This window comes from Rhizobium sp. RAF36, assembly GCF_052114105.1.
Classification (GTDB): domain Bacteria; phylum Pseudomonadota; class Alphaproteobacteria; order Rhizobiales; family Rhizobiaceae; genus Rhizobium.
On record NZ_JBFREC010000001.1, the window covers coordinates 1 to 26,719 of the forward strand.

At 62.5% G+C, this 26,719-nt stretch carries 31 protein-coding genes and 1 pseudogene; 15 read left to right on the plus strand and 17 right to left on the minus strand.

The window, feature by feature from the left end:
- Positions 1–168, minus strand: a pseudogene (locus AB4Z25_RS00005) (efflux transporter outer membrane subunit); the annotation flags it as partial.
- 121 nt (positions 169–289) lie between these two features.
- The gene (locus tag AB4Z25_RS00010; protein ID WP_148194284.1) at positions 290–610 is read right to left on the minus strand and encodes a hypothetical protein; all 321 of its coding nucleotides are present in this window, start codon (positions 608–610) and stop codon (positions 290–292) included.
- Positions 611–847: 237 nt separating this feature from the next.
- On the opposite strand from AB4Z25_RS00010, the gene AB4Z25_RS00015 reads away from it, so the two are divergent.
- Positions 848–1,243: a hypothetical protein gene (locus AB4Z25_RS00015; RefSeq protein ID WP_112540605.1), complete on the plus strand. Its 396-nt coding sequence runs from the start codon at positions 848–850 to the stop codon at positions 1,241–1,243.
- 6 nt (positions 1,244–1,249) lie between these two features.
- On the opposite strand, the gene AB4Z25_RS00020 is transcribed toward AB4Z25_RS00015, so the two are convergent.
- Positions 1,250–2,125, minus strand: a complete 876-nt coding sequence (locus tag AB4Z25_RS00020) for a LysR family transcriptional regulator (RefSeq protein WP_442207787.1) — start codon at positions 2,123–2,125, stop codon at positions 1,250–1,252.
- A 93-nt stretch (positions 2,126–2,218) separates the two neighbouring features.
- On the opposite strand from AB4Z25_RS00020, the gene AB4Z25_RS00025 reads away from it, so the two are divergent.
- The 3 genes from AB4Z25_RS00025 to AB4Z25_RS00035 all read left to right on the plus strand — a co-directional run bounded on the left by AB4Z25_RS00025 (position 2,219) and on the right by AB4Z25_RS00035 (position 3,274).
- Entirely contained in the window at positions 2,219–2,434 is a 216-nt protein-coding gene (locus tag AB4Z25_RS00025) for a DUF1127 domain-containing protein (RefSeq protein WP_112540607.1), read from the plus strand.
- Positions 2,435–2,517: 83 nt separating this feature from the next.
- Complete coding sequence (locus AB4Z25_RS00030; protein WP_112540608.1) at positions 2,518–2,853, plus strand: metalloregulator ArsR/SmtB family transcription factor; 336 nt, start codon at positions 2,518–2,520, stop codon at positions 2,851–2,853.
- Positions 2,846–3,274 carry an SRPBCC family protein gene (locus tag AB4Z25_RS00035; protein WP_112540609.1) on the plus strand — a complete coding sequence of 143 codons (429 nt, stop codon included), beginning with the start codon at positions 2,846–2,848 and terminating at the stop codon, positions 3,272–3,274. The genes AB4Z25_RS00030 and AB4Z25_RS00035 overlap by 8 nt, the downstream gene beginning before the upstream one ends.
- A gap of 51 nt (positions 3,275–3,325) precedes the next feature.
- On the opposite strand, the gene AB4Z25_RS00040 is transcribed toward AB4Z25_RS00035, so the two are convergent.
- Positions 3,326–4,150: an SDR family oxidoreductase gene (locus AB4Z25_RS00040; protein ID WP_112540610.1), complete on the minus strand. Its 825-nt coding sequence runs from the start codon at positions 4,148–4,150 to the stop codon at positions 3,326–3,328.
- Between the two features lie 89 nt (positions 4,151–4,239).
- Here AB4Z25_RS00040 and AB4Z25_RS00045 point away from each other — a divergent pair, with 89 nt between their 5' ends.
- Positions 4,240–5,145: an AraC family transcriptional regulator gene (locus AB4Z25_RS00045; protein ID WP_112540611.1), complete on the plus strand. Its 906-nt coding sequence runs from the start codon at positions 4,240–4,242 to the stop codon at positions 5,143–5,145.
- Between the two features lie 2 nt (positions 5,146–5,147).
- Here AB4Z25_RS00045 and AB4Z25_RS00050 read toward each other — a convergent pair whose 3' ends face one another.
- The 4 genes from AB4Z25_RS00050 to AB4Z25_RS00065 all read right to left on the minus strand — a co-directional run bounded on the left by AB4Z25_RS00050 (position 5,148) and on the right by AB4Z25_RS00065 (position 9,426).
- Positions 5,148–6,518, minus strand: coding sequence for an MFS transporter (locus AB4Z25_RS00050; RefSeq protein WP_112540698.1), 1,371 nt, complete (start codon positions 6,516–6,518; stop codon positions 5,148–5,150).
- A 92-nt stretch (positions 6,519–6,610) separates the two neighbouring features.
- The gene (locus tag AB4Z25_RS00055; protein ID WP_112390191.1) at positions 6,611–7,627 is read right to left on the minus strand and encodes an amidohydrolase family protein; all 1,017 of its coding nucleotides are present in this window, start codon (positions 7,625–7,627) and stop codon (positions 6,611–6,613) included.
- A gap of 34 nt (positions 7,628–7,661) precedes the next feature.
- Positions 7,662–8,354 carry a class II aldolase/adducin family protein gene (locus AB4Z25_RS00060; protein WP_162698836.1) on the minus strand — a complete coding sequence of 231 codons (693 nt, stop codon included), beginning with the start codon at positions 8,352–8,354 and terminating at the stop codon, positions 7,662–7,664.
- Between the two features lie 82 nt (positions 8,355–8,436).
- Positions 8,437–9,426, minus strand: a complete 990-nt coding sequence (locus tag AB4Z25_RS00065) for an ABC transporter substrate-binding protein (protein ID WP_162698837.1) — start codon at positions 9,424–9,426, stop codon at positions 8,437–8,439.
- Positions 9,427–9,582: 156 nt separating this feature from the next.
- On the opposite strand from AB4Z25_RS00065, the gene AB4Z25_RS00070 reads away from it, so the two are divergent.
- Positions 9,583–11,241, plus strand: coding sequence for an FAD-dependent monooxygenase (locus AB4Z25_RS00070; RefSeq protein ID WP_442207788.1), 1,659 nt, complete (start codon positions 9,583–9,585; stop codon positions 11,239–11,241).
- 6 nt (positions 11,242–11,247) lie between these two features.
- Here AB4Z25_RS00070 and AB4Z25_RS00075 read toward each other — a convergent pair whose 3' ends face one another.
- From AB4Z25_RS00075 to AB4Z25_RS00085, 3 genes are all read right to left on the minus strand, one after another.
- On the minus strand, positions 11,248–11,997 hold the full coding sequence (locus AB4Z25_RS00075) for an IclR family transcriptional regulator (RefSeq protein ID WP_162698838.1): 750 nt from the start codon (positions 11,995–11,997) through the stop codon (positions 11,248–11,250).
- A 193-nt stretch (positions 11,998–12,190) separates the two neighbouring features.
- Positions 12,191–12,955 carry a class II aldolase/adducin family protein gene (locus AB4Z25_RS00080; protein WP_112540615.1) on the minus strand — a complete coding sequence of 255 codons (765 nt, stop codon included), beginning with the start codon at positions 12,953–12,955 and terminating at the stop codon, positions 12,191–12,193.
- A gap of 67 nt (positions 12,956–13,022) precedes the next feature.
- Positions 13,023–13,340 carry a non-heme iron oxygenase ferredoxin subunit gene (locus AB4Z25_RS00085; protein ID WP_112540616.1) on the minus strand — a complete coding sequence of 106 codons (318 nt, stop codon included), beginning with the start codon at positions 13,338–13,340 and terminating at the stop codon, positions 13,023–13,025.
- Between the two features lie 207 nt (positions 13,341–13,547).
- On the opposite strand from AB4Z25_RS00085, the gene AB4Z25_RS00090 reads away from it, so the two are divergent.
- The 7 genes from AB4Z25_RS00090 (at position 13,548) to AB4Z25_RS00120 (ending at position 19,783) form a co-directional block, all read left to right on the plus strand.
- Entirely contained in the window at positions 13,548–14,834 is a 1,287-nt protein-coding gene (locus AB4Z25_RS00090) for an aromatic ring-hydroxylating dioxygenase subunit alpha (protein WP_112540617.1), read from the plus strand.
- A gap of 28 nt (positions 14,835–14,862) precedes the next feature.
- Positions 14,863–15,387: a hypothetical protein gene (locus tag AB4Z25_RS00095; RefSeq protein ID WP_112540618.1), complete on the plus strand. Its 525-nt coding sequence runs from the start codon at positions 14,863–14,865 to the stop codon at positions 15,385–15,387.
- A gap of 88 nt (positions 15,388–15,475) precedes the next feature.
- A complete protein-coding gene (locus tag AB4Z25_RS00100; RefSeq protein WP_442207789.1) occupies positions 15,476–16,300 on the plus strand; it encodes an IclR family transcriptional regulator in 825 nt (274 codons plus the stop codon).
- A 13-nt stretch (positions 16,301–16,313) separates the two neighbouring features.
- Positions 16,314–17,324 (plus strand): FAD-binding oxidoreductase, encoded by a 1,011-nt coding sequence (locus AB4Z25_RS00105; RefSeq protein WP_112540619.1) that lies wholly within the window; start codon positions 16,314–16,316, stop codon positions 17,322–17,324.
- A gap of 1 nt (position 17,325) precedes the next feature.
- Positions 17,326–18,258: a LysR substrate-binding domain-containing protein gene (locus AB4Z25_RS00110; protein ID WP_112540620.1), complete on the plus strand. Its 933-nt coding sequence runs from the start codon at positions 17,326–17,328 to the stop codon at positions 18,256–18,258.
- Positions 18,259–18,457: 199 nt separating this feature from the next.
- Positions 18,458–19,456 (plus strand): ABC transporter substrate-binding protein, encoded by a 999-nt coding sequence (locus AB4Z25_RS00115; RefSeq protein WP_442207790.1) that lies wholly within the window; start codon positions 18,458–18,460, stop codon positions 19,454–19,456.
- A gap of 123 nt (positions 19,457–19,579) precedes the next feature.
- Complete coding sequence (locus tag AB4Z25_RS00120) at positions 19,580–19,783, plus strand: hypothetical protein (protein WP_112540621.1); 204 nt, start codon at positions 19,580–19,582, stop codon at positions 19,781–19,783.
- A 75-nt stretch (positions 19,784–19,858) separates the two neighbouring features.
- On the opposite strand, the gene AB4Z25_RS00125 is transcribed toward AB4Z25_RS00120, so the two are convergent.
- Complete coding sequence (locus AB4Z25_RS00125) at positions 19,859–20,458, minus strand: HupE/UreJ family protein (RefSeq protein WP_112540622.1); 600 nt, start codon at positions 20,456–20,458, stop codon at positions 19,859–19,861.
- A 213-nt stretch (positions 20,459–20,671) separates the two neighbouring features.
- Between AB4Z25_RS00125 and AB4Z25_RS00130 the strand changes: the two genes are divergently transcribed.
- Positions 20,672–21,592, plus strand: a complete 921-nt coding sequence (locus AB4Z25_RS00130) for a LysR family transcriptional regulator (RefSeq protein ID WP_112540623.1) — start codon at positions 20,672–20,674, stop codon at positions 21,590–21,592.
- A 4-nt stretch (positions 21,593–21,596) separates the two neighbouring features.
- Here AB4Z25_RS00130 and AB4Z25_RS00135 read toward each other — a convergent pair whose 3' ends face one another.
- The 3 genes from AB4Z25_RS00135 to AB4Z25_RS00145 are packed head-to-tail and all read right to left on the minus strand — an operon-like array spanning position 21,597 to position 24,265.
- Positions 21,597–22,442, minus strand: coding sequence for an alpha/beta fold hydrolase (locus tag AB4Z25_RS00135; protein ID WP_112540624.1), 846 nt, complete (start codon positions 22,440–22,442; stop codon positions 21,597–21,599).
- Between the two features lie 25 nt (positions 22,443–22,467).
- Positions 22,468–23,145, minus strand: a complete 678-nt coding sequence (locus AB4Z25_RS00140) for an RraA family protein (RefSeq protein WP_112540625.1) — start codon at positions 23,143–23,145, stop codon at positions 22,468–22,470.
- Between the two features lie 10 nt (positions 23,146–23,155).
- A complete protein-coding gene (locus AB4Z25_RS00145; protein WP_112540626.1) occupies positions 23,156–24,265 on the minus strand; it encodes a zinc-dependent alcohol dehydrogenase in 1,110 nt (369 codons plus the stop codon).
- Positions 24,266–24,420: 155 nt separating this feature from the next.
- Here AB4Z25_RS00145 and AB4Z25_RS00150 point away from each other — a divergent pair, with 155 nt between their 5' ends.
- Positions 24,421–24,717 (plus strand): hypothetical protein, encoded by a 297-nt coding sequence (locus tag AB4Z25_RS00150; protein ID WP_112540701.1) that lies wholly within the window; start codon positions 24,421–24,423, stop codon positions 24,715–24,717.
- Positions 24,718–24,728: 11 nt separating this feature from the next.
- Here the strand turns inward: AB4Z25_RS00150 and AB4Z25_RS00155 are convergent, their stop codons facing one another.
- Together AB4Z25_RS00155 and AB4Z25_RS00160 are read right to left on the minus strand one after the other, a co-directional pair.
- Positions 24,729–25,769 carry an amidohydrolase family protein gene (locus AB4Z25_RS00155; RefSeq protein WP_112540627.1) on the minus strand — a complete coding sequence of 347 codons (1,041 nt, stop codon included), beginning with the start codon at positions 25,767–25,769 and terminating at the stop codon, positions 24,729–24,731.
- Between the two features lie 45 nt (positions 25,770–25,814).
- Positions 25,815–26,684, minus strand: a complete 870-nt coding sequence (locus tag AB4Z25_RS00160; RefSeq protein ID WP_112540628.1) for a phosphate ABC transporter substrate-binding protein — start codon at positions 26,682–26,684, stop codon at positions 25,815–25,817.
- Positions 26,685–26,719: the final 35 nt, after the last annotated feature.

Below are 26,719 nucleotides of genomic sequence, written 5' to 3' on the forward strand. Positions count from 1 at the left end.
CACCAGCGAATTCAGCCGCTGGTCGCGATAGGCCGTCCACCACTGGGCGGTCGCAACATCACCATTGCTCTTGACCCCGCCTTCACCGAACTTCGCGGGAAGCGGCATCTCCGGGGGGACATGATCCGGACCGCTCACGCAGCCGGCCAGTGCGGAAGACATCAGCATGCATGCTGCAACCCGCGCGATTATCGTCTGATGCTTCAACGGCCCTCTCCGTGTTTATATCGACGATGCCTAATTATGGTTAATGGATGGTTGATTTTGCGCGATGCGGCCGAATGAGGCGTCACAGCGCCTTCTCCTCATGACGCCCGGTTCTGCCGTCGAGCTCGAGCGGCGGCTGTGGAGGAACGGCATGCATATCGGCCGACGGGAAGCGTGCTGCCAGCAGATCGGCAAGGCTTTCGGAGGATGCGTAGGCGGCGCATTCGGTCGGCGCCACGCAGCTTTGGCGGACGCGGAATGTCTTTGCTGTCGTCTTTGGAGCGAGGTTGACTGTGCCGGTTGCGGACAGTCTGGTTACCGGGTCGAGCGGCGGCGCGAAAAATGGATAGATGACGAACCCCGTTGCCAGGCTCACCGTTACGCACGCTACGATATAAATCAACACAAACCTCATGAGCCTATAACGTCAGCCGCACCCCACCATATCAACCTGCCAATTAGGATTAGAATCCACTGCCGGATGTAGGCCACGCGCCTCCGCAGGTGCCAAGCGGGGTAGAAAAACAGCCGGATTTCGCTGAAAAGCGGTGAGCGCCCGATCTTCGCGAAACTTTTCGCCTGTCCGGGAGTTTCGGTTTTCAGCAGCAATGCCTTGAGACCGGAAACGCAGGAGAGACAGATGCCAGACAGATCACGGCCCGGAGCAGAAGCAACCGAAGCGGACCTTCAGGCGCATCTGGCCGAGATGGAAGCGGAGGCGATGGCCGACGATTTCATCCGCGACAATCCGGAGGAGGACGCGGCCCTTGAGGCCGATCTCCATCGGCTGCAGGCAGAGCTGGAAGCACTGCGGGCGCGGCTTTCGGTGATCAAGGAACAGAGTGCGGCCGTGGTGCGCAACAATCTGGAATGGGCCGACAGAAGCGCCCATGACCAGCTCGGCGACTACCCGTGGCTGAAGCTCGCGGGCGCGATGGCCGGAACCTATGTGTTCGGGCGCATGCTGCGCAACGCACCGGTCGCCGCCATCCTGACGGCCGTCGTACCGTTCGTTCTCTCCAAGGCCGAGAAATAGCCGCCATCAGTCCTTGAAGTCGCGCAGGCATTTGACGATTTCGCGCAGGCCGCGGGTCAGGTGCTTGTCGCGGCGCATGACGATGCCGAGCTGGCGGACCAGACGCGGTTTCACCGGCGACGTTGCGAGATAGCCGGCGCGGTCGCGGCGCAGCGCCAGCGATGGCAGCACCGACCAGCCGAGACCGGCCGCCACCAGTTCCTTGATCGCCTCGACGCTGCCGAATTCCATGACCGGTTGGGCACGGATGCCTGCATCGGCAAACCATTTGTCCGTCGCCTGGCGGGTATTGCCGCCGTCATAGAGCATCATCACCTTCTGCTGCAGGAAAGTGGCATCAGGACCGCCTTCCGGCATGTCGCTGCCGCGCGGGGCGACGGCCAGAAGCTCGTCCTCATAGAAGATCTGGACTTCCAGCGATCGCGCCGCGGCGGGAAGGGTGACGACGGCGAGGTCGAGCGCGTTGGATTCCAGATCGCGAAGGATCTCGTCGGTATTGCCGATCTTCACGGTGATCTCGAGGCCCGACATGCGCTTCTTGGCGGCGGCGATGGCGCGAGGCAGCAGATGGATCGAGGCGGTTCCGCCGCTGCCGATCCTCACACGCCCCGCAGCCCCTTCCTTATAGGGCGCCATGGCATCGAGCGCCGTATCGCATTGCTCTATGATTTTTCGCGCATGGGCGAGGAACTCGACGCCGGCGGCCGAAGGCTGGGCGCGGCGTCCCACACGTTCGATCAGCCGCACGCCCAATCGCTGTTCCAGCAGCTTGATCTGCAGGCTGACGGCCGGCTGCGTGACCCCGGCGCGGTCAGCGGCCGCCGTGAAGCTGCCGAGTTCGGCTACGCTGACGAAGGCGGCCAGCTGATCGAGATTGATCATCAAAGAAATCCTTATGCATTGCATAACAATGATAAGCTTCTTTCACTGTTCCTGCCAGTCCATCCTCGCGCCTTCAAAGGGCAGGAGACTGGCATGACGATCGAGACTGAAGAGAGCGCCGGACGACGGGCGGACGCGGGGCGATGGAGGCTGGCGCCTGACGGGCTGGTAGCGGCGTTGAGGCATTGGCTGGAAAAGCGCCGCACGCGCAGAAACCTGCTTGAGCTTTCGGCCAGTGAGCTTAGCGATATCGGCATGACCCGCGAGGCCGCCCGCGCCGAGGTGCGAAAGTCGTGGTTCTGGGACTGACGCTCTTGCCTCGCGCGAAAACATTCATCCATATGGTTGACTATCGATTCGAATTTTGTATATTCAACCATACGGGTGAATAAATGGACGACGACGCTCTGTCACGTATTCTGAAGGCCGCGGGTGACACCACGCGGCGGAAGATCCTTACGCTTCTTGTTCAGGAAGGGGCGCTGAGAGTGACTTCGCTTGCCGCTCATTTCGACATGTCCCTGAATGCCGTTTCCAAGCACATCAAGGTGCTGGAGGAGGCGGGACTTGTGACCCGCAGGACTGTCGGCCGTGAGCATTTCATGGCCGCGGAGCTCGAACCACTAAAGCTGACTGAGGGCTGGTTCGCGCAACTGAAGTCCATCTGGGACCTGCGCCTTTCGGCGCTGGAGACTATTCTCGTTTCGAAGGATGACGGACATGAGTGAACTGGAACTGACAATCAACCGCAGGATCGCTGCACCCCGCCAGAAGGTTTTCAACGCCTGGCTCTCGCCGGAAATCCTGGCGCAGTTCATGCGCACGCCGACCGGCGGCAGCGATGTATCGAAGGTGTCGAACGACCCGGTGAAGGGCGGCCGCTTCTCGATCGTGATGAAGACCGCCGAGCGCGAAATCCCGCATGCCGGCACCTATCTGGAGATCGATCCGCACGCGCGCCTCGCCTTCACCTGGGAGTCGCCCTATTCGCTCGACGACAGTGTGGTGACCATCGATCTCGCCGAGGTCGATGCGAACACCACCGAAATCACGCTGAAGCAGGTAAAGTTCCGCAGCGAAGAGGCCCGCGACGGCCACCGCGGCGGCTGGAATGCGATCCTCGACAATCTTCGGGGCATTATCGCCTGATGTTCATGGCCGCCGCGCTCGTCGGCTGCGGCGGCCATGCTTTCCATCCTCTCAGCCTTGCGGGCTGAAGGTCTTGCGCATGGTCTCAGTGTAGTGGGCGTCTGATGTCGTCCAGCGGAGATCGGCGACCATCCTGGTATCGGCTCCGGCAAGGTAGCGCACTTGCCTTGCCTCGTTCGTCGCCGCCGCAAAGATCGCCTCGGCCACTTCCTGCTCGGTGCAGTAGGGCGTCGGGTAGTTTGCCATCCTCTGGAAATAGGTCTGCGCATAGGCGCCGTAGTCATCCGGGATCAGGCCGTTCATGCGGTCGCCGCTATTGGTGGTGAAGCTCGTTGTCGGCGCATAGCCGGGCTCGACGAGGCGCGCCTTGATGCCGAAGGGTTCGAGTTCGTAGGCGAGCGATTCCGTGAAACCTTCGACGGCCCATTTGCTGGCGCAGTAGACGGCGACCATCGGCATTGGGCCGATCCCGGCGCTGGATGTGACGTTGATGATCGTTCCGCCACCTTGGCGGCGCATGACTGGGATGATCGCCCGGCAGGCGGTGAAGACACCGAAGCTGTTGGTTTCGAAGATTTCACGGGTGACCGCATCGGGTGTTGCCTCGAAGGCTGAGGCGAGGCCGATCCCGGCATTGTTGACGAAGGCGTCTATCGTGCCGAAGGCTTCGATGCCGGAGGCGATCGCCGCGCGGATGCTGTCGTCGCTGGTAATATCGAGCGGCAGGACCTTGAGGCGGCCGGTGTTATCCGCGAAGGCCGCCTTCTCCGGCTGTCGCATCGTCGCCAGCACGTTCCACCCCTTGTCGAGGAAGAACTCTGCTGCTGCCTTTCCGTATCCTGTCGAGCTTCCTGTGATCATCATCGTCTTGGCCATGTCGGGCTCCTTTCGTTGTCAGGGAGCATAGACAAGTCGCGGAGATGATCTATAATCAGAACTCCATAAAACATTGTAGATCGTCCATAATGGATCCTTTCAGTGACCTTATCGGTCTGCTTCGGCCGCATGCGGCCGTCTCCAAGCCGATCACCGGCCGCGGCAGATGGGGCGCGTGCTATCGTGCCTACGGGGCGCCCGGATTTGCCATCGTGCTCGAGGGGACCTGCTTTCTTCAGTTTGACGAGGAAGCGCCGATCCGGCTTGCCGCCGGCGATTTCATTCTCATTCCATCGACGCCGGCGTTCTCGCTGTTCAGTCATGCCGAGGCAGAGCGGCTGCCGCGCGAACCCACCGATCAGCCGGTGCGGCATGGCGAGGCGGAAGGCGAGGCGGATTTCCGGATGCTCGGCGGCGGCTTCCAGATCGATCCGGTCAATGCAGGGTTGCTGCTGGCACTGCTGCCCGGGATCATCCATATCCGTGCCGATGAGGGCGAGGGCGACCGGCTGAAGCGCATCATCGCGCTGATCATGGAAGAGAGCGTGGCCGACCGGCCGGGCCGCGAACCGGTGGTCGAGCGGCTGCTGGAGGTGATGCTGGTCGAGGCGCTGCGCTGGGGCGGCGGTATGGATGCCGGGCCGGTGACATCGGGAATGCTGCGTTCGATGCGTGATCCCTCGCTCGCCCGTGTTTTGCGGGCGATGCATGCCGATGTCCGTGCGCGCTGGACCGTCGAGGGGCTGGCGAAGCTGGCGGGCATGTCGCGCTCGGCCTTTGCTGTCCGCTTTGCCGAGGCGCTTGGCATGACGCCGATCGACTATCTCGCGCAATGGCGGATGGCGCTGGCGCGCGATGCGCTGAGCCGCGGCGATATCAGCCTCGAGCGGCTGGCTGGCGACATCGGCTATGAATCGGCCAGTGCGTTCAGTACCGCGTTTCGCCGCCACAATGGCTGCTCACCGCGCGAGTTCGGCCGGTCAGCGGGGAGTTGAGCTCAATCGGCGTGACGCGGACGGCGGCGGACGAGATCATCGCCGGCCTGGGGCGGCAGGCGCCAGAAGGTGATGACGCTGGAGGCCGATACCAGGCCGACGACCACGAAGGCGATGTGGAAATCGGAGAGCAGCAGGCCGCCGCCATGCAGGCTGCTTGATATATCGAGCGAGGCGCCGGCTACCGCCACGCCCATGGCCATGGAGACGCGCTGGGCCACCGCATTGATCGCCGTTGCCTGGCCGGTATCGGCCTCGTCGACATCGCCGAAGGACATGGCGCTGATGCCGGAAAAGGCCATCGAGCGGAGGATGCCGCCGATCAGCAGGCAGCCCATGATCAGCCACATCGGCGTGCCAGGATGGAAGAGCGCGTTGATGCCGAGCAGGATGGCGGAAATGAAGGTGGTGACGATCAGGATACGGCGGAAGCCGAAGCGCGCGAAGGTGCGGGCGGCGCCGAATTTCGAGCTCAGCGATCCCACCGCGGTGATGAAGGTAACCATGCCTGACTGGAAGGGCGTCAGCCCAAAGCCGAGCTGCAGCATCAGTGGCATCAGGAAGGGCAAGGCGCCGAGCCCCATGCGGAAATTCGAGGCGCCGATGATCGAGGCGCGGAAGATTGGATAGCGGAACATGCGCGGGTCGAGCAGCGGATGCTCGGTGCGCTTGGCATGCCGGAGGTAGGCGATACCCATGAGGATGCCGACGGCGATGGTCGTGTAGCCGTAATACATCGGCAGCGCCGGCAGGCTGATGACGGAAATGCCGAAGACGAAGGCGCTGAAGCCTATGCCCGACAGGAAGAAACCGGTGAAATCGAGCGGCTTCGGCTCGCGGGCTTCGACCGGCGGCAACAGCTTGGTGACGAGGATGATACCGGCAATGCCGATCGGCACGTTGATCCAGAAGATCCAGTGCCAGCTGAGATAGGTGGTGAAGAAGCCGCCGACGGGCGGGCCGAGGATCGGGCCGACGAGAGCGGGGATTGTGAGCCAGGCGAGCGCATCGACCAGTTGATGTTTCGGTGTGCCACGCACCAGAAGCAGGCGGCTGACGGGCGTCATCATCGAGCCGCCGGCGCCCTGCACCAGCCGCCAGAAGACGAAGGCGCCGATCGAACCCGAGAAGGCGCAGCCGATCGAGCCGATCATGAAGACGCCGATGGCGATGCGGAAGATGTTCAGCGCGCCGAAGCGATCGGCCATCCAGCCGCTGATCGGGATGAAGACGGCAAGGGCGACGAGATAGCTGGTGACGGCCAGCTTCAGGGCGATCGGCGAGGTGCCGATATCGGCGGCGATTGCCGGCAGGCTCGTCGCGATGATCGTCGAATCCATGCGCTCCATGAACAGGGCGATGGCGAGAATGATCGGCGTAAGGCGGGGCAAGGATATGTCCGGTCAATGATGCGCGGCCGTTATAGGACGCATTGCGGCCGCGCACCAGTTCAACTTCTCGCGGTTTATCTGCCCTTCAGCCCGAACAGGGCCTCGGCGTTGCGGAAGCAGATCTTTTCCATGTCTTCCTTGGGAAGATCGAGCGAATTCAGGATCTTCAGCGTGTCGCGGATATAGCCCGGACCCTTTTCCGGATCGAAGGGCGAATCCGAGGCGAAGAGGATGCGGTCGCTGCCGTAGAATTCCAGGCCGCAGATGGTGGCTGCCTTCGAGCCGAAGACGGCGGTGTCGGCGTAGAAATCCTTGAAATAATCGAGCGGGCGCTTCTTCAGTCGCTTCAGCACCAGCGTCAGGTCCTCATCGGTGGTGCGCTTGCCGAGCTGGTCCCAGCCAGGGCCAACGCGTCCCTCGAAATAGGGGACCATGGCGCCCATATGGTGAGCGAGAACCTTGAGATCCGGCAGGCGGTCCATGAAGCCGGAGAAAACAAGGCGGGCCATGGCGGCGCTGGTTTCATAGGGCCAGCCGAAGGTCCACCAGATCTCGTATTTCGACTTGTCCTCGGTGGCGTAGTCGGTCATCGAGGCATTGCGCGAGGGGTGCAGCAGCACCGGCTTGTTGTGCTTGGCGGCGACTTCGAAGATCGGGAAGAAGCGCTCCTCGTCAAGCGGCGCGCCGTTGACGTTGGTGTGGATCTGCAAGCCGTTGGCGCCGAGGTCGGTGAATGCGCGTTCGGCTTCGCGAACGGCAGCGTCGGGCGCATTCATCGGCAGGGCGGCGACGAAGCCGGCGAAGCGCTCCGGATATTTCTCGACGAGTTCGGCCTGGCCGTCATTGGCGATGCGGGCAAATTCGGTGGCGAGTTCCGGACCGCCCATGGCTTCCAGCGGCGGCATGCCGAGCGAGATGATCTGCCGGTAGTCAGGGAACTCGTCCATGACGCGGAAGCGGGTTTCGAGATCGTAGATGCAGGGTACGCCCTGCATGCGGCGGCCTATATCCTTGCCGGCGCCTTCGAGCTTCTGGATGCGCTCCCAGAGCGCCTTCGGGAAAAAATGGTTGAACGCGTCGATATAATACATGGGACTCCTCCTCAGTCGTCTATGTCTGGCCGCCTCAGCCGCGCTTCAGGCGGCGGACGAGATAGGCGAAGGTCGCCTTGAACATCTCGTCGCGGAACATGTGCTTGCGCTTGGCCTTGATATCCTCGGGCTTGCCGAGCGCCTTGGCGCCGCCGGCAGCCTCGACCCACAGCTGCATCATGCAGGCGTTTTCCAGCGATAGCGCCAGATAGATCGCCTGCTCGATGGTGGGGGCGGCGGTGACGATGCCGTGGTTCTGCAAGAGCATGGCGCCATGCTCGCCGAGGCAGGCGGCGACCGCCTTGCCGCGCTCGGCGGTGGTGATCAACTCCGTGGTTTCGCAGAAAACAGGCAGGCCCTCGGCGAAGATCGAGCCCGGGTGGCCGACCGGCTGCAGCGGCTTGGCGAGCGCCGAGAAGGCGGTGGCATAGGGCGCGTGGGTATGGACGATGGCGTTCAGATCCGGCCGGGCGCGCAGCACCTCGGAATGGATATAGACCTCGTTGTGACGGCCGAATTCGCCATCGACCTTCTCGCCGTCGAGATCGACGGTGATGATGTTGTCGAGGGTGATCTCTTCGAGGCCGAACTTGGACGGCTTCATGTAGAAGCGATCGGGCTGATCGGGAACGCGGATCGAGACGTGGCCGCGGGTCCAGTCGCCCTGGCCGGCGGCTTCCAGAATGCGGCCGGCCTCGATCATCCGCTGCTTCAGGTCTTCATGCATCGTCTTGTTCTCCGAGGAATTGTCGCAGCGGATTCCGCTGCCGGACCAGGCCGGTTCGAATGCGGCCCCGCTGTCGCAGGCGCTACACACGGTGCTTGTCGCCGCGTTTGCGGCCCTGCGAGATGTCGAGGAAAAGCTCCGAGGGGGCGACCTTGCGATCGATCAGCCCCTGCTGGTGGGCGTAGCCGATCACGGTTTCCAGCGTCCTGGCGTTCTGCCCTTCAAGGCCGTAGGCCCAGGGATCGTCGCCCATGATCGCCTGCTGTTCCTCCCAGGCCTCGCGATACCAGGCGAGCGGCACGATGCGTGGGTTTTCCATGCGCTTCATGGCGATCTGCTTGGCTTCCTCGAAGGCGATATAGAGATTGATCGGCACCCAGGGGTGGCGCTCGACGATCTCCGGGCGGATGCCCATGACATGCATGATCGGAAAGATGCCGGTGCGCTCGTAATAGACGATCTCTTCGGCCTTGTAGTCGGGGAAGAGCCGTCCGACGCGCGGGTCGCGCTTCTTGATCGGGGCGATCAGATCGGGATGCAGCAGGGCATCAATCTCGCCATCGACAAGCATCTGCTCGATCGACTTGTCTTCGCCGATCTTGTGCAGTTTCAGGCCTGCGGGAAGCTTGAAATCGACGTCCTCGTCGAGCTCGGAATACCAGTCGATCGACTGGTGCGGCACGCCATACTCGCTCTCCAGCAGGCCGCGCAGCCAGAGCGATGCGGTCACCTGATAGCTCTTCACGCCGACCTTGCGGCCGATCAGGTCCTTCGGCTCGCGGATACCGGCGGCGGTATTGGTGAAGATGAAGCCGTGGCGGAAGCGGCGATGCAGGAAGACCGGAATCGCATCGAAGGGCAGACCGCGGGTCTTGGCGGCCATGTAGGACGACAGGGAGACCTCGGCGACGTCGAATTCGCCGTTGCGCAGGAAACGCCAGTGGCGGGTAGTGGAATCCATCTCGGTCAGGATCGTCAGCTCGATCCCGTCGGGTTTCACCACTCCTTCCTTCAGCGCGCGGATGATCTCGTAGTCACCGCAAGCGAGCGTCAGCTCCACCTTCTTCGTCACTGAACTCCTCCCAGAGCCGCCCGGCAAAGTCGCCGCGCCATCATTTAAGGCAAGCATGCGCAGAACAGCAATCGCCTGTCCAGTCATTTTTTAATTATTCCTGCATTATGGGATTTTTTAAGAAATCAATTGACGCTCGTTTGGAACTCGACGTAAATGAAGGCGAATGCTGCCGGGTTGGAGGGCGGCGAAGGGATGGAGCGCATGGAACAGACGGATGTTCTCATTGTCGGTGCGGGCCCGGTCGGGCTGACGCTGGCTATCGACCTCGGGCAGAAGGGCGTGCGCTGCACGCTGATCGAGAAGAAGGAGGCGCCGGAATTCCTGCCGAAGATGGAGCGCTGCAACGCGCGCACCATGGAAATCTTCCGCCGCATGGGCCTGTCGGACAAGATCCGCAAGGCGGGCCTCGATGCGTCGGTGCCGATGGATGTCTATGTCGTTCTCGCCATGAACGAGCCCCCGCTGCTGCGGCTGCCATATCCCTCCGTCAACGAGGCGCTGGCGGAGATCCGCAAGTCGGAAGATGCCAGCCAGCCGCTCGAAGCCTACCAGTTGATCTCGCAATACACGCTGGAGCCGCTGTTGAAATCGGTGGCGGAAGAGTTGCCGACGGTGACCGTTCGCTACGGCACGGAATTCCTGTCGCTGGAGCAGGACGAGGGTGGCGTGACGGCGCGGACCACGACGAAAAACGGCGATGTCACCTATCGCGCCAAATATGTCATCGGCTGTGATGGCGGGGCAAGCCCGGTGCGCAAGCAGCTGGGTATCAAGCTGCGCGGCGAGGGCAATCTCCTGCACTTGCGCCAGGCGCTCTACTATTCCGAAGAGCTCTATAACCGCATTCCGCTCGGCGACGGTCCCGGCCGCGGGCGGCACTATCATGTTGCCGATGGTCAGGCGACGTTTCTCATTATGCAGGATTCGACCAAACACTGGACGCTGCATGCCGTCGTCGAGAAGGACGAGGATATGGCCGCTCAGTTCGAGAAGGCGGTCGGTGCGCCCGTCGATTACCAGATGCTCTATGTCGGCCAGTGGAAGCAGAACCTGTTGCTTGCCGACAATTACGGTTCGGGTCGTGTCTTCCTGGCCGGCGATGCCGCACATCTGGTCATTCCGACCGGTGGTCTCGGCATGAATACCGGTGTCGGCGATGCGGTCGATCTCGGCTGGAAGCTGGCCGCGACACTTGAGGGCTGGGGCGGGCCGAACCTGCTGCGCTCCTACGAAATCGAACGCCGGCAGGTTGGCGACCGCAATGTCGGCGCCTCGCGCTATGCCTCGCTCGGTCGCCGCAAGTGGCGCTCGCAATATAGACCCGATATCCGCGACAACACGCCGGCAGGGCAGGCGACACGCGACAATCTTGCTGGTGTCGCCGATACCGAACAGCGCAAGACCAACGAGATGATCGGTGCCGAACTCGGCTACCGCTATGTCGGCTCGCCCGTGATCACCGACGAGCCCGGCGGCCCGGAGCATCTGTTCCGCGAATATCACCCGACGACCTGGCCGGGCGCACGCCTGCCGCATCTCTGGCTCGGCGACAACGATCCGGTGCAGGATCGGATCGGCGCGGGCTACACGATGCTGCGGCTCGGTGGAACGCAGATCGATACGTCAGGGATCGAGGGTGCCTTCAAGGCGAGGGGCGTGCCCTATCAAACGCTCGACATCGCCTCGCAGCGCGCCCGCGACATCTATGGCTATGATCTGGTTCTGGTGCGCCCCGACATGCATGTCGTCTGGCGCGGCAAGGCGGCACCTGATGATGCCGAGGCCCTAGCGGCGATGGTCACCGGGCACTGAGAGGGGTCAGGTTCTCGCTAGCGTCTTCGAGACGACGCCGGCGCAGAACACCACCTGTTCGGCGATATCCTCAAGCGTCTTCGCCTGCATCTGCGTGTCGCGCAGCGTCAGGCTGAGGCTGCCGATGATCTCGGAGCGGCCGTCGAAGACCGGGGCGGCAACGCCTGTGACGCCGGGCGTCACGTCGCCGCTGGTGCTGACCCAGCCGCGTTCGCGATGCTGGCGGAACTTCGCCTTCACCTCCGGCAGCGTGGCGCCGAAGCCTGCTTTCAGGAACTCGTCCTGGGCAAGGCCGTAATATTTCCTCAGCTGATGATCCGGGAGATGGTCGAGGATGGCGATCGAGGCGGCGCCATGCAGCAACGAACGGCGGCGGCCGCGGTCGTAATTGCTGTGAACGGCTTCGGTGCCGACTTCCTGATGGACGCAGAGAACCTCGAACTTGTAGCGGCGGCAGAGCAGGGCGACGGCCTTGAAGCGGGCCGCGAGCTCTTCCATCATCGGACGGGCGGCGCGGATCAGCACGTCGCCGGTGCGGATCTTGTAATCGAGCTCGACGATGCGCGGCCCGAGCATGTAGCCGACGCCGGGAAGCGAGGTCAGCAGACCGGCATCCGTCAGGATTTTCAGATAGCGGTAGAGCGTCGAGCGGGTGTAGCCGAGCGTATCGCAAAGCTCTTCGAAGCTCAGCGCCACCGCATCGTCACCGGCATCGAAGAGGTCGAGCAGGCCGATCAGTTTCTCCGGGCTGCTCAAGCTGGCATCTCCAAACACGCGCTCGCTGAAGGGCGTCCTGCGCCAATGGCAAACCAGTCTTTCAGCAAATCGAATCCCGCCTCGGCCTCATCCCTAAGTGCTTCACTATAAAGCGATGATCGGCCCGCAGGCAACGGCCGCGCGGACCGGAGCACGACCCAAGAGCTCCGATCCGCTGGCCCTGGACCCCAGACTAAGCCGCCGTATTCCAGCCTTCGGGGAAGAGACCGTCGCGGATTGCGCCGCCCGCATAGTATTTCCAGAGTTTACGGACGTGGTGGCCGCGGCGGAAGGAATGGGCAAAGGATTCCATCTCCTCCTCGGTCAGCGGCTTGACCTTGCCGAGTGTCGCAGCGCGATAGGCGGCTTCGGCATTCTCGACCAGATGGACGGCATCGATGAAGACGCCGCGGACGGTCTCGGCGGTGACGATCTGGCCATGGGCGCGGATCTGCATCGCGTGACAATCGCCGAGCGTCTTGACGATGCCGCGGCCGCGCTCGGGCGTATCGACATGGGCGGGGTCAGAATGTACCGGAATGCCGTTGCGCCAACGGATCGCATGGTTCTTCACCGGCAGCAGCGGTACGTCTTCGACCAGCGTGAAGACATTGGTGACGTCGTGATGAAAATGGGCGACCGAGTTCACATCAGCGCGGGATCGATAAATCTCACAATGAAGGAAAGTTTCGGACGGTGGCTTGGAGCCTTCAGGACCGGAGACGACCTTGCCATCGAGATCGCAGACGAACAGATCCGACGGCGCGACGTCGGCGCGGCTCTTGTCCTGCGGCTGGATGAGCAAGGTGTTGCTGCCGGGCAGGCGGGCGCTCACATGGCCGCTATACTCCAAGATCTTCAGGCTGTTCAGCAGCCGCGTCGCCATCGAGACGTCGTGGCGCAGCGTATTTTCCGACAGATCCGAATGCTGCTCATCCGCGTGCTTGTGAGATTTCATGACCGGTTCCTCCCGTTTTAATTAATCCCACATTATACGACTTTTTATGATCCGCAAGCCGCGCCGATCAGACTTCGATCATGACGTCGCTGTTTTCGACGACGACCTTGTAGGTCTTGATCGGGACCATGCAGGGCGGGGCGACGACTTCGCCGGTGCGGATGTCGAACTGGCCGTTATGGAAATCGCATTCGATGTGGTAGCCGTCGAGATAGCCTTCGGCCAGCGAGCCGGGCCCGTGCGTACAGAGGTCGTCGGTCACGTAGAGCGTGCCGTTGACGTTGTAGACGGCCAGCGTCAGATCGCCTTGCTCGACGCGGATGGCGCTATCCCAATCCACGTCATCGGTCGAACACAGTCTGATCCGGGAACCCACTTCCGACATTCGCATCTCCTCCCTTGTCTTGCGCAGCGCTTGACGAGCGTGCAATCAGCATGTAGCGTTTAAAACGAAACGATGTTCTGTATAACGGAACATGCGATAAAAATACCCGATCCGGCGTGAAGGTCAACCGCAAATCGATCGGCCGGAGGAAACAGGATTTGGCGCGGCGGCGCGGCTCGCCGTGCGGGCACTCGAGGAGGAGTAGTCATGCTCAGGAAAGAACAGAACGACCTGTTGACGCAGACCGATACCGGCACGCCGATGGGGGATATGTTCCGCTGTTATTGGATCCCGGCGCTGCTGGCCGAGGAGCTGCCGGACAATGACTGTGCGCCTGTCCGTATCAAGCTGCTCGGCGAGCGGTTGCTGGCGTTCCGCGACAGCGAGGGACGCTACGGCCTGATCGACGAGTTTTGCGCTCATCGCGGCGTCTCGCTGTGGTTCGGGCGAAACGAGCAGGGCGGTCTGCGCTGCCCCTATCACGGCTGGAAATACGACAATACCGGGCAGTGCATCGAGGTGCCCTCGGAGCCGAAGGAAAGCGGCTACTGCGGCAAGATCAAGCTGAAGTCCTATCCGCTGATCAAGATCGGCGACATCCTCTGGACCTATATGGGCCCTGCCGACAAGGAGCCGCCGCATCCGGAATGGGAATTCGCGCTGGTTCCGCCAGAGCAGACCTTCACTTCGAAGCGTTGGCAGGAATGCAACTGGCTGCAGGCCATGGAGGGCGGCATCGATTCCAGCCACGTCTCCTGGCTTCACAGCGGCAGCCTGAATTCCGACCCGCTTTTCAAGGGTGCGCGTGGCAACAAGTACAACATGTCGGATGCCCGCCCATTCTTCGAAGTGACCGACATGGACGGCGGTCTCTATATCGGCGCGCGCCGTAATGCCGAAGAAGGCCATTACTATTGGCGCATCACCCCCTGGGTCATGCCGTCCTTCACCATGGTTCCGCCACGCGGCGACCATCCGGTCCACGGCCATTTCTGGATCCCGATCGACGATGAAAACTGCTGGGCCTGGAGCTTCGACTACCATCCGGTCCGGGCGCTGACGGCGGGGGAACGCCAGGCGATGAAGGATGGCAAGGGCATTCACGTCGCCTATGTTCCCGGCACCTATCGTCCGGCCGCCAACAAGGACAACGACTACCTGATGGACCGCGAGGCGCAGCGCAAGGGCACCACCTATTCCGGCGTCGAAGGCATCGCCATGCAGGATGCATCGCTGCAGGAAAGCATGGGGCCGATCGTCGACCGTTCCAAGGAGAACCTGGTCTCGACGGACAACGGCATCATCATGGCGCGTCACCGGCTGATGCGGGCGGCGCGCGCGCTGAAGGACAAGGGCATCACGCCCCCCGGCGTCGATCCGGCTCATCATCGTGTTCGCTCGGCTGCCATCGTGCTGCCTGCCGACAAGGCCTACACGGATATCGCCGACGAAGCGCTGACGGTGATCGCGGGCAAGGCGCAGACCAGCGTCTGACAGCAACGTCCTTGAAGGGAGAGATGCCATGCAACTCGGACTGAGCGAAAGCGCCCGCGCAACGACGGCGGAAGAAGCCCGTTTCCGGATCAACTATCCGAATTCGAAGCCTCGGAAGTCACGGATCATCGCGCTCGACCGGACCAGCCATTCGGCGCTGGACCGGCTGGCCGCGGGCTATCAGGGCGGCGATGCCCACTTCCTGCGCTATGTCGAGGCGAAGTTCGCGACGGATACGCTGAACATGCTGCCCGTCGATGCGGTGCTGGAGGAAATCTCCGGGCGGCGCACGACGCTGGCCGAAGAAATCGCCGATGCCGATGTCATCGTCATGCTGACGACGGCGGGTGCCTCGGCAGAGGCGGCCGAGATTATCGGCAACGCCTGCTTCGTGCGCAGCAAGATGACGACGGGTCTGGTCGTCAGTTCGAAGGAGGTTCCAGCGCTCGATATGGCCCGTACGCTGACGGCGATGCGCCCGTTTGCGGCCATGCTCGTCATCTCGAATGGCGACGAATATGTGGCCGAGATGCTGAGCGCACTGAGGGTCTGAGAATGGTTCTCGGCGTGGCGTGAGTATTTGCAGGAGCTGTGTTATGGACGATCCCTTACTCCTTGCAAAAAGACGGAAAACGCACGCCATGAATGCATCTGTGAAGGAAACGGCACGCACCAAAAAGGCCGCCCCTGCGACCCGCAACCGCCTGTCATCGGTCACCACGGCCATTCGTCTTTTGAAAGCATTTTCGGAGGATGAGGTCGAGATCGGGGTCAGCGCGCTGGCGCAGAAATTGAAGGTGGCGAAGAGCACGGTCCATCGTCTGGCCGTGACCCTGGTGGCCGAAGGGCTGCTGGAACAGAACCCGGAAACCGAGCGCTACCGGCTGGGTATCGGCCTCTTCGGGCTCGGCACGCTGGTACGCCGCCGCATGAACCTGTCGAACGAGGCGCGTCCATACCTCTTCGACCTCAGAAAGCATACGGGCGAGACGATCATACTCGGCATCCCCACCGATACCGAAGTCATGCATGTCTACGACTTGGAGAGCCCGCAGGCTGTCGGCATCAAGTCCGATCTCGGTGCGCGCAAGCCCGCCCATTGCACCGCAGTCGGCCGGGCGATCTTCGCCTTCGCGCCGGAGGAGACGATCGAGCGGGTGCTTTCGGGGCCGCTCGCCAAGCGCACGTCGCACACGATTACGGATCCCGCGCGGGTGCGCGAGATCCTGGCCGAAGTCCGCCAGCGCGGCTTTGCCATCGAGGATGAGGAAAGCGAGCCCGGCATCCGGGCGATTGCCGCCCCTGTCCGGGATTCTACCGGTGCCGTTGTCGGCGCCGTCGGCGTAGCGGGGCCGTCTCTGCGGCTGTCGCTGGAGGCCATCGAAAAATTTGCGCCACCGCTGTTGGAGACGGTGGCAACGATCTCGTCCCGTCTCGGTCATGGAGCGGGTTACAGACATAGATGATGAGGAGGAACGCATGACCGTGATGACATTGAGCGGGACCGATACCAAATGGTCCTGCGCCGACGGTGACACGATCATGCGATCCGCCATTCGCGCCGGTCTGGGCTTCCCCTATGAATGTAATGTCGGCTCCTGCGGCAATTGCCGTTTCGATCTGCTCGAAGGGGAGATCGAGGAGCTCCGCGCCGACGCGCCGGGTCTGAGCGACCGCGACCGCCAGCGCGGCCGCCGTCTCGGCTGCCAGGCGCGGCCGCTGAGCGACTGTACCGTCAAGCTCAGGCTGATGCCGCAATATGAGAGCGCCCACCTGCCGGTGAAGCAGGAGGGCGTGCTGACCGGCATCACCGATATCACCCACGATATCCGCGAGTTCCGCTTTCGCCTCGATACGCCTACCACCTTTCTCTCCGGCCAATATGCGCTGCTCACGCTCGATGGCGTCGTGGGCAGCCGCGCCTATTCGATGGCGAACCGGGGCGATCAGCCGGATGAGTGGCATTTTCAGGTGCGCAAGGTGCCGAATGGCGCGGCCACCTCGATGCTCTTCGACCGGCTCAAGGTCGGCGAGCGGATCGGCATCGATGGTCCCTATGGCATGGCCTATCTGCGCGAGGATTCGCCGCGCGATATCATCTGTCTCGCGGGCGGTTCCGGCCTCTCGCCGATGATCTCGGTGACGCGGGCGGCGGCGGTTTCGCCAGCGCTTGCCGGGCGGCGGATCGACTTCATCTATGGCGGCCGCGAGGCACGCGACATCTGCGGCCGGGAGATGCTGGAGGAGCTGCCGGGTTTCGGCAGCACCCTGCATTATCATCCGGTTGTTTCAGGCATGCCTGCCGAAGATGATGGTTGGGACGGCTATCGCGGCTTCGTCCACGAGGTCGCCGCCAAGCTCTTTGCCGAGCGCCTGCCCGAATGCGAGATCTATTTCGCCGGTCCGCCGATGATGGGCCAGGCGATCCAGAAAATGCTCATCGACCTCGGCGTCCCGCAGGGCCAGGTCCATTTCGACCAGTTCTACTAAGATGAAGCTCCGTCAGCTCGCATATTTCGTCAAGGTGGTCGAAGTCGGCAACATTACGCGCGCCGCCGAACAGCTGAACCTTGCCCAGACGGCGCTCGGGATCCAGATCCGCAATCTCGAGGATTCACTGCAGATCCAGCTTCTCGACCGCCATTCGCGCGGCGTCAGCGCCACACCGGCCGGCATGCTGCTTTACGACCGCGCGCGGGAAATCCTGCAGCGGATCGAGGAGACGCGGCGCGACCTGATCTCGCTCGGCGGCGAGAAGGTGCGGGTGCGCCTCGGCGCCACGCCGTCGATCCTGAAACTGATCGGCACCGATCTTTTGGTCGCCGCCAACGAGCAGCTTCCGGGTATTGCGCTTCACGTCGTCGAGGAGCTGAGCTTCGTGCTGACCGATGCGCTGGAGCGCGGCGAACTGGATTACGTTCTGGCCTATGATATCGAGGACAGCCCCGGCCTGAGGCGCATCGCGCTGATGGAGGAAGACCTGCTTTTGATCTCCGCACCCGATGGCAAGGATGCGGAGCAGGATGTCTCCTTCCGCCATGCTGTCGCCGGCGATCTGGCGCTGGTTTCCAATCGGGACATCATCTGGCGGCGCGTCCACGAGACGGCGTCGCGCCTCTCTGTCGACGTCAAGATCACCTATCAGGTGCAGTCGATGGAGGCGATCAAGGCGCTGATCTCGCATGGCGTTGCGCAGAGCATCATGCCCTACGGCATCGTCTCGGAGGAAATCTGCTCCGGCGAACTGATCGCCCGGCGCATCGAGCGGCCGGATGTAAAGCTGACGCTGTTCCTCGCCCATGCCTCCCACAAGGGGCTGGCGGACGAGCGGCTGTTCCATGGCTTCATCTACAATATGGTCGAGCGTCTTGCCGCGGCGATCGGTCCCTACGCCCACCCGATCGATCGCGTCATCGAGGATTGATCAGCGATTTTCGTATGAGCTGGACAATATGATTTATCTTGGACATTTGCCCGACCGGGCCCGATGATCTCTCTCTAATGTGGAAGGGCGTTCACCGGAACTGAGAAATCCGGTGGGTGAGCGGATCGCCGATTGTCTTTGATGATCAGCAGCTTGACAGGAGGATGTCAGGTTTTGATTCACGTCCGGCTGTTGGGGAGTGAGTAATCTGACATCGTCGCTTCGTTTGTCCTTCGGCTGCTGGAATTACGACCGCACGCGCGCGCTGATGGACCGCACGGTCGTGCCTGATGGCATCGATCTCGTCTATCTGAACATGCCCGTCGAAGAGACCTTCTTCCGCATGCTCCGCCACAAGGAGTTCGACATCGCCGAGATGTCGCTGTCATCCTATGTGCTCTCGCATTTCACCGAAGAGCAGCCTTTTGTCGCCATTCCGGTCTTTCCCTCGCGCTATTTCCGGCATTCGTCGATCTATGTGAACTCGACAGCCGGCATCCGCAATCCCGCCGATCTGATCGGCAAGCGGGTCGGCAGTCCCGAATATCAGATGACCGCGCCGGTCTGGATTCGTGGCATTCTCTCCGACGAATACGGCGTCAAGGTCGATGACGTCACGCATTACACCGGCGGCGAAGAGCAGCCGAACCGGCCGGAAAAGCTGCCGCTGAACCTGCCGTCCTATATCGACGTCAAGCGCATCGGGCCGCAGCAGACCCTGTCGGCGATGATCCGCGAAGGCGAGATCGATGCGCTGTTCACGGCCCGCAAGCCATCATCCTACGACGGCTGTCATGTGAAGCGGCTGTTCGAGGATTTCGTGCAGGTGGAGCGCGACTATTTCCGCAAGACGGAAATCTTCCCGATCATGCATACGATCGTCATCCGCCGCGAGATCTACGAGCGGCATCGCTGGATTGCCCAATCGCTCTACAAGGCGTTTGCCGAGGCGCAGGCGCGCATCTATCGCGATCTCGAGGAGACGGCGGCGCTGAAGGTCATGCTTCCGTGGCTGAATGCCCATGTGGAAGAGGCCCGCCGGATCATGGGCGATGACTACTGGAGCTACGGCTTCAAGCAGAACCGCCAGACGCTCGATACGTTCCTGCGCTATTCGCATGAGCAGGGGCTGTCGAAGCGGCGGCTGCAGCCCGAAGATATCTTCGTTCCTGAGACCATGGAGAATTTCGTCATCTGATCGCTCCTGATGCAGAACGAGGTTCCGCTATGCGGAATCCGTATGGCTGCTCTGTGCTGTCAGGTCTTTCCGGATTGCCGCTGTCAAGTTATATGCAGCGCACAATAGACGGAGATGATCGAGATGACCGCTACCACTTATCGCAGCACCGGCCGTACGGACTGGGTCCGCAGCGCTTTCGGCGGTCTGTTCGAAACGATGAGCCTGGTCAGCGCCGCGCATGAATGCTCGATGGCCCGCCGCGAGCGCCGCGCGCCGAATACGGCAGCGCTCCACACGCTCGGCATCGACGAGACGGCCTTCAAGCGCACCTACAAGCGCCGCTGATTTCAGGACGCTACTGCAGAATCAAAAAGGGCTGCGATCCCGGGATCGCAGCCCTTTTTCGTTTCGGATGATGGATCAGATGAGGCCCGTCAGGATGCCGACGCCTGCGATCGTGGCGAAGCCGCCGGCAAGGCGGGTTGCCAGGAAGCCGCTGCGCTCGCCGCCGCGGCCGATGGCGAAGCCGAGCGCAAGGCCGGCCATGTGCAGGATGGCGGTCGCCATCATGAAGCCGACAGCATAGGTGATGCCGGCAGCGTTTTCAGGCATTTCGGCGCCGTGCGCGTGGCCATGGAAGACGGCGAAGAGGCCGACGACGGCCATTGCGGCAGCAACCGGAGCCTTGATGTTCAAGGCAACGACAGCGCCGAGCACGATCACGGATAGCGCGATGCCGATTTCGACGAAGGGAACGTTGACGCCTGCCATGCCGAGCGCGCCGCCGAAGGCCATAACCAGCACGAAGGTTGCGGGCAGCAGCCAGGTGGCACGGCCGCCGAGCTGGAAGGCGAGAACGCCGACCATGACCATCGCCAGGACGTGATCGAGACCGGTCATCGGATGGGCAAATCCGTGGCTGAAGCCTGCGGCCTCTCCAATCGCCGGATGGGCATAGGCTGCGGCCGGAATAGCGGCGGCGATCAAGGCAAGAAGCCCGCTCTTCAGTGATTGTCTCATGTCATTTCCCTCCTGGGTTCGGCGTTGGCGGCGTATTTCGATGGGGCAGGGTCGCCAACATGTGATGATAAAGCAAGGGGTCGTTTGCCGTAGATCCGTCCTCCGCGACGCGAAAAACAACACACCCGCATGAGATCGACGCTATGCCCTGATGGCACCGAAGTAAATTTTAATCTCTTTACACCTGCGTTAAGTTTTTTTATCGTCATTTCCATGAAAAATATAAGCTTTCGTCAGCTGAGGTCGCTTCTTGCCATCGAGACTCATGGCAAGATCGTCGAGGCTGCGAAAGTGCTCGGACTGACCGCGCCGGCCGTCACGCTGCAGCTGAAACAGCTGGAGGCGGAGGCGGGTGTTCAGCTCTTCGAGCGCATGGCCCATGGCATGTATCCGACAGAGGCGGGCAGGGCGGTTCTCTCTGCCGCCCGCGATATCGAAGACCGGCTGCAGCTGCTCGGCGACGAGATCAATGCCTTCAAGGGCGTCAAGCGCGGCCGGATCGCCGTCGGCGCCGTTTCGACCGTGCGCTATTTCGCCAGCGCCATGCAGAACGCCTTTGCCGCCGAATTTCCCGATATCGACCTCGATCTGATCATCGACCGGCGGACGGAGACGATCGAGCGGCTGAAGAACCGGACGATCGACATCGCCCTCGTCGGCCGTCCGCCACGCGATATCTCGGTGCGTGCGGCGATCTTCGGCGAGCATTCGCTGGTCGTCGTTGCGCCCCCCCACCATCCGCTGGTCGGCCAGCACGGGATTTCCAAGGCCGATATCGCCGGCGAGCATTTCATCGTCCGCGGCTCGGGTTCCAGTACGCGGATCTGGTTCGAGCGCTTCATGGCGGAAATCCCGGGACGGGCGGCAGGGCCGAACACCGAGATGGAGCTCGTCGAGGATATCAAGCGCGCCGTCATGGCCGATACCGGACTTGCCTTTCTGGCGGCTCACAGCGTTGCCGAGGAAGTGCAGGCGGGCAAGATCGCGATCCTCGATGTTGCCGGTCTGCCGATCCGGCGGCAGTGGTTTGCCGTCAGCCGCACCGACCGGGCGATGACCCCGGTGATGACCGCTTTCCAGGAGTTCCTGACCCGTCACAGCGGCCAGTTTCTCCCGGAAGCATTGCCGGCTTGAGGGTTTAAACTCTCAGGAAATCGATCACCCGAGCATTGGTGTTTTCGGCCATCAGTTGCGGAACCGGGATATCCCAGTAGTCGGAACCCGGAATGCATTCCTGCAGGTAGCGGGCCGCCGATGTCGCGTGCGAGAAGTCGGCGCCGGGGATGATCAGCGTCTTGATGTCGAGACGGACGAGATCTTCAGGTTCGGCACCCGGCGAGGTGTCGCGGTCGATGAGGCCGCGCGGCATGCCCGCGACGATCGCCTTGTAGGCGTCGACATCGAGCTTGGCATAGTGCTTGGCGAATTCCGCGTCATGACGCAGCACCGAAATCCAGGGGCCGCCGCGCGGATCGGCGCCGAAGGCCTTGTTGCTTTCCTTCGACAGCGCAACGACGGCTTCAAGGCCGTTCTGCTGCACGAAGGCCAGATGTTCGGCGAAGCGCTGATGCCCGGTCATGCGGTAGCGGGCGCCGCCAACGGGCCAGAATAGCACCATCTTGTCGACACGCTCGGGCGCCTGCGTCGCCATCGCCATCGCCACGCTGCAACCCATGCAGCCGCCCATGATATGGGCCTTCTCGATGCCGAGATGGTCGAGCAGGCCGGTCGCCTGCTTCACATAATCACGCCAGGTGACGCGCTCGACGCGGCCGCCCGACTGGCCGGTTTCGCGGCGGTCGAAGACGATGCAGGTAAAATGCGAGGGCAGGTGCTCCAGAAACTGGGTCACCACGTAAATGCCCTGTGTGCGCCATTTCTCGACCGTCGCGTCGAAGCCGCCGGGCGAGAACATCAGGAGCGGCGGTCCGCTGCCGATGATTTCGTAACGCGTGCTGATGCCGTCGATGACTGCGGTTGCCATGAATTTCCCTACCCCCGTTTCTGTCTTACAGGCCTTCGCAACCGAGCTTGCGAAGGCTTTCGTCGACCCAGACTTTCGGGTCGAGCTTGCCGGCCATGGTGTTGGCCACGGTTCTGGCTTCCGCCTCGTTCTTAGCCTTGGCCTGCGTGTAGATTTCCTCGGTGATGCCGTAGGGTACGCAGAGCAGGCCGTCGTCATCGCCGATCATCAGGTCGCCGGGATTGATCACCATGCCGCCGAAGGCGATCGGCACGTTGATCTCGCCGGGGCCGTCCTTGTAGGGACCGCGATGGGTGATGCCGGCGGCAAAGACAGGGAAGGTCCCGGCCTTGATCCATCCGTAGTCGCGCACCGCGCCGTTGATGACGACGCCTGTCACGCCGATCTGCATGGCATGCGAAAGCATCATCTCGCCGACAAGCGCATTGGTGAGATCGCCCCCGGCATCGACGACGATGACGTCGCCGGGGCCGGCCATCAGCAGCGCCTTGTGGATCATCAGATTGTCGCCGGGCCGGGTCTTCACCGTGAAGGCGGCGCCCGACATCTGGCCGGAGGCGTGCATCGGGCGAAGGCCGGGGCCACCCGCCGTCATGCGCGACATCACATCGCTGATATTGGCGACCGGGATGGTCCGGAACTTCTCGATGGTGGCTGCATCGACCTTTTGAGTGCGCGGGACGATCCTGAAACCGATGGTCATGAGGCTCTCCTTATTCCCAGGGCATCAGTGATGCGTGGATGACATCGGGCACACCCTTGCCGCCAACTGACTCGATGGCAAGTGCCGCGTCCTTCAGGCCGAATTTGTGGGTGGTGATCTTTTCCAACGGGAAGCGGTTGGAGGCGATCTGCTCCAGCGCCAGTTCGCAGGCCCGGTAGCTGTGGCCGCGGGCGCTCTTGATGGTGATCGCCTTGGTGGTGACCTTCTCCAGCGGGAAGTTCGGGAATTCCTTCATCTCGCCCTGGACGAGGATGGTGCCCGCTTTTCTGACCAAGGCTTCGACGCCGAGCAGGATCGGGATGGTGCCGGCGCCTGCGGTACAGTCGAGCGAGATATCGACGCCCTTGCCGCCGGTGATTTCCATGATGCGGGCGAGCGGATCTTCCTTCTGGACGTCGATGACGTAGTCGGCCCCGAGCTGTTTGGCGACTTCGAGGCGCGCCGTGTCCTTGGTCGTCCCGGTGACGATGATCAGCGAGGCGCCGGCCTGCTTGCAGATCACCGTCTGCGACAGACCCTGCTGGCCCGGTCCCTGGATGAGGACGGTCGAGTTATAGCCGACATTGCTGTCGAAGAGCGACCATTCCACGCCGTTCGCCATCGGGGTGACAAGGCCGGCAAGCTCCGGCGTCACGCCTTTGGGAACGCGGTGGACGACGGCATTCCAGGGCAGATAGACATATTGCGCGAAGCCGCCCCAGAGATGCGGCGCGCGCTCGGCTGAGGTGTAGCCGTAGCGGATGCTCTCGGGGTTGTTGCGCCAGTCGGTGTTTTCGCAATGGCGGTACTGGCCCTGATGGCACCACTGGCACTTGCCGCACATGACATAGTGCTCGACGAAGACGAGGTCGCCTTCCTTGAAGCCCTTGCGGCGGGTGAACTCGCGACCGGCCTTGGCGATGTAGCCGATGTTTTCATGGCCCATGATCGTCGGCGCATTGTTCGGCGGCGTCTTGAAGAGCTTGACGTCGGTGCCGCAGATGCCGGCCACTTCCATCTTCAGAAGGGCGGCGTCCTCGGGGACGTCAGGCATCGGAAATTCGCGGAAATCCATGATGCTCGGTCCGGTGCGGACCGCGGCGAGAACCTTCTCAGTCATGCTTCACTCCCTTGGATCGGACGATCGACCGGCGGCTCAGATGCCGCGCGGATGGTCCGCAGTTTCGACAAACCATTTTGACAACCGGCGCCGGCGCGCCCTATGTTGCGTTCAGAAAGACGCCCGTTCGGCGCCGCAAAACCCAGCCGGAAACCATGCTGAAGACCGCAAGCCGCAACGCCGGAAAGATCGATGCCGTCCGCCGCGTCAAGGACTGGACGCGCGAGCGTTTCAGCCTCGACGACGACGTCGCGGTCATGGTGGCGGAAGTCGCCTGCGGCCTGCCGGGCTGTCCGCCGATCGAAACGATCGTGACTTTCTGGACGGCGCCGAAGACCCGGCATGCCTTCAAGGCATTCAAGCCGGTTGCCGAGGTGACGATCGAAGACCTGCCGCCCTACTGGATGAAGAATGCCATCATCACCGAAAGCGGCGATCTTTCCTGCTGCTGAGCTTGCCGCCTTCATAGCGGCAGGCCCGGACGGCCGCGGCGCGACAGCTGGGCGTCGAGACGCGGATAGACGTGGCGGGCGTTGCCCTCGAAAATCTTGTAACGGCTCATTTCGTCGAGCTCGCCGAGCTGGTCGATATAGCGCTTGGTATCGTCGTAGTGATGGCCGGTTTCCGGATCGATGCCCTTGACGGCGCCGAGCATTTCGGAGGCGAAGAGGATGTTGTCGACCGGGATCACCTTCGACATCAGCTCGATCCCCGGATAGTGATAGACGCAGGTGTCGAAGAAGACGTTTTTCAGCAGATGCTCCGTCAGCAACGGCTTCTTCATTTCCTGCGCCAGACCGCGATAGCGGCCCCAGTGGAAAGGCACCGCGCCGCCGCCATGCGGGATGACGAATTTCAGTGTCGGGAAATCCTTGAACAGATCGCCCTGCAGCAGCTGCATGAAGGCCGTCGTGTCGCCGTTGATGTAATGCGCGCCGGTATGGTGGAAGCAGGCATTGCAGGAGGACGAGACGTGGATCATCGCGGGCACGTCGAGATCGCAGAGCGTCTCGTAGAGCGGGTACCACTGCCTGTCGGTCAGCGGCGGGTCGGTCCAGTAGCCGCCCGACGGATCCGGGTTCAGGTTGACGCCGACGAAATCGAGTTCCTCGACGATGCGCTTCAGCTCGGGAATGCAGTTCTTCGGCGGTGCGCCCGGATGCTGCGGCAGCTGGCCGACGGCGGCGAAATTGTCGGGCAGAAGCTTGCAGATGCGGTGGATCAGGTCGTTGGACATCGATGACCACTGAATACTCACCGCTTCGGTGCCGACGTGATGGGCCATGCCGGCGGCGCGGGGCGAGAAGATCGTCAGGTCGCTGCCGCGCTCCTGCTGGAACTTCAGCTGCGGGGCGACGGATTCACGCAGCATGTCGTCGGAGATGCCGAGATCGGTGCTCTGCGGGCGGCGCATGGCGTCGGCGAGACCGGCAAGCTGCTTGTCGCGGAACTGGTGAAGTGCCTGCGGCTCGGTGGTGTAATGTCCGTGAATGTCGATGATCATGGGGCAATCCTCCTTGCGCCATCGATGAGCGATGATCCGGCGTCCTCAGATGCGGACGAACAGTTCATCGACCTCGTAGCGCCGTGGCGTGATCCGCTGGTCGGCGGAATAATCGAAAGCAAGCTGCAGCGAGCGGCGGTTTTCCTCGAGGCCATAGGCCGGCGGCGGGGTCGCGCCGTCCTCGGCAATCGAGACGCGCCGGGCTTCCTCGAAGAGCTCCATCAGCTCTCCCGCCAGCCAGCTGTGTTCGGCGAGCAGATCGTTGCGGACGGTCAGCACATGGTTGATCGGGACGATGCCGGTGCGGGCGATCCAGGCTTCGGCCGCCTTGTCGCCATCAGGGACGACGGTGCGGATGCCGGAGGGATCGACGGTGCGTTCGCCCATGATCGCCGAGAGCTCCCCTGCCATCATCAGGTCGCGCAGGCCTGTCGGCTTGGTGTTGCGCACCGTGTTCTCGGGGTCGGTATATTCGCTGAGATGGGCGTCTTCCATCGTCAGCCAGGTGATGCTGTTCAGATCGACGCCGTAGTCGTCCTTGACGATGCCGCGCACCCAGACGCCCGAGGTTTGGGCATAGGCGCGCACGCCGACCGTCGTGCCGTTGAGATCCTTCGGCTCGCGGATGCTGGAACCGGTGGGACAGACGAGGTTGGCGTGGGGCAGGCGGCTCCAGAGCGGAATGGCGATGCCGGTCAGCGGCTTGCGATAGTGATGCGCCAGCAGATGGGTGACGACAGCCAGTTCCGAGACGTCGAGCTCATCGCCACGGACCATGGCGCGGAAGCCCTTGGGCAACGGCTCGTAGTCGCGGAAATCGAAATCGAGGCGCGTGGACGAGACGCGGCCATCGACGAGCGGCTTGACGTGTGCGTGTTTTCCCAGCGCCGTGCGCAGCTGAAGCTTTTCCGGCATCGAACCCTCCCGGATCGATTGTTCCTTTATATGGA

Coding starts and splice junctions, on each gene's coding strand:
- AB4Z25_RS00015 (WP_112540605.1), top strand. CDS start 848: ATGCCAGACAGATCACGGCCCGGAGCAGAAGCAACCGAAGCGGACCTT.
- AB4Z25_RS00020 (WP_442207787.1), bottom strand. CDS start 2,125: ATGATCAATCTCGATCAGCTGGCCGCCTTCGTCAGCGTAGCCGAACTC.
- AB4Z25_RS00025 (WP_112540607.1), top strand. CDS start 2,219: ATGACGATCGAGACTGAAGAGAGCGCCGGACGACGGGCGGACGCGGGG.
- AB4Z25_RS00030 (WP_112540608.1), top strand. CDS start 2,518: ATGGACGACGACGCTCTGTCACGTATTCTGAAGGCCGCGGGTGACACC.
- AB4Z25_RS00035 (WP_112540609.1), top strand. CDS start 2,846: ATGAGTGAACTGGAACTGACAATCAACCGCAGGATCGCTGCACCCCGC.
- AB4Z25_RS00040 (WP_112540610.1), bottom strand. CDS start 4,150: ATGGCCAAGACGATGATGATCACAGGAAGCTCGACAGGATACGGAAAG.
- AB4Z25_RS00045 (WP_112540611.1), top strand. CDS start 4,240: ATGGATCCTTTCAGTGACCTTATCGGTCTGCTTCGGCCGCATGCGGCC.
- AB4Z25_RS00055 (WP_112390191.1), bottom strand. CDS start 7,627: ATGTATTATATCGACGCGTTCAACCATTTTTTCCCGAAGGCGCTCTGG.
- AB4Z25_RS00060 (WP_162698836.1), bottom strand. CDS start 8,354: ATGCATGAAGACCTGAAGCAGCGGATGATCGAGGCCGGCCGCATTCTG.
- AB4Z25_RS00070 (WP_442207788.1), top strand. CDS start 9,583: ATGAAGGCGAATGCTGCCGGGTTGGAGGGCGGCGAAGGGATGGAGCGC.
- AB4Z25_RS00080 (WP_112540615.1), bottom strand. CDS start 12,955: ATGAAATCTCACAAGCACGCGGATGAGCAGCATTCGGATCTGTCGGAA.
- AB4Z25_RS00085 (WP_112540616.1), bottom strand. CDS start 13,340: ATGTCGGAAGTGGGTTCCCGGATCAGACTGTGTTCGACCGATGACGTG.
- AB4Z25_RS00090 (WP_112540617.1), top strand. CDS start 13,548: ATGCTCAGGAAAGAACAGAACGACCTGTTGACGCAGACCGATACCGGC.
- AB4Z25_RS00095 (WP_112540618.1), top strand. CDS start 14,863: ATGCAACTCGGACTGAGCGAAAGCGCCCGCGCAACGACGGCGGAAGAA.
- AB4Z25_RS00100 (WP_442207789.1), top strand. CDS start 15,476: ATGAATGCATCTGTGAAGGAAACGGCACGCACCAAAAAGGCCGCCCCT.
- AB4Z25_RS00105 (WP_112540619.1), top strand. CDS start 16,314: ATGACCGTGATGACATTGAGCGGGACCGATACCAAATGGTCCTGCGCC.
- AB4Z25_RS00110 (WP_112540620.1), top strand. CDS start 17,326: ATGAAGCTCCGTCAGCTCGCATATTTCGTCAAGGTGGTCGAAGTCGGC.
- AB4Z25_RS00120 (WP_112540621.1), top strand. CDS start 19,580: ATGACCGCTACCACTTATCGCAGCACCGGCCGTACGGACTGGGTCCGC.
- AB4Z25_RS00125 (WP_112540622.1), bottom strand. CDS start 20,458: ATGAGACAATCACTGAAGAGCGGGCTTCTTGCCTTGATCGCCGCCGCT.
- AB4Z25_RS00130 (WP_112540623.1), top strand. CDS start 20,672: ATGAAAAATATAAGCTTTCGTCAGCTGAGGTCGCTTCTTGCCATCGAG.
- AB4Z25_RS00135 (WP_112540624.1), bottom strand. CDS start 22,442: ATGGCAACCGCAGTCATCGACGGCATCAGCACGCGTTACGAAATCATC.
- AB4Z25_RS00140 (WP_112540625.1), bottom strand. CDS start 23,145: ATGACCATCGGTTTCAGGATCGTCCCGCGCACTCAAAAGGTCGATGCA.
- AB4Z25_RS00145 (WP_112540626.1), bottom strand. CDS start 24,265: ATGACTGAGAAGGTTCTCGCCGCGGTCCGCACCGGACCGAGCATCATG.
- AB4Z25_RS00150 (WP_112540701.1), top strand. CDS start 24,421: ATGCTGAAGACCGCAAGCCGCAACGCCGGAAAGATCGATGCCGTCCGC.
- AB4Z25_RS00155 (WP_112540627.1), bottom strand. CDS start 25,769: ATGATCATCGACATTCACGGACATTACACCACCGAGCCGCAGGCACTT.
- AB4Z25_RS00160 (WP_112540628.1), bottom strand. CDS start 26,684: ATGCCGGAAAAGCTTCAGCTGCGCACGGCGCTGGGAAAACACGCACAC.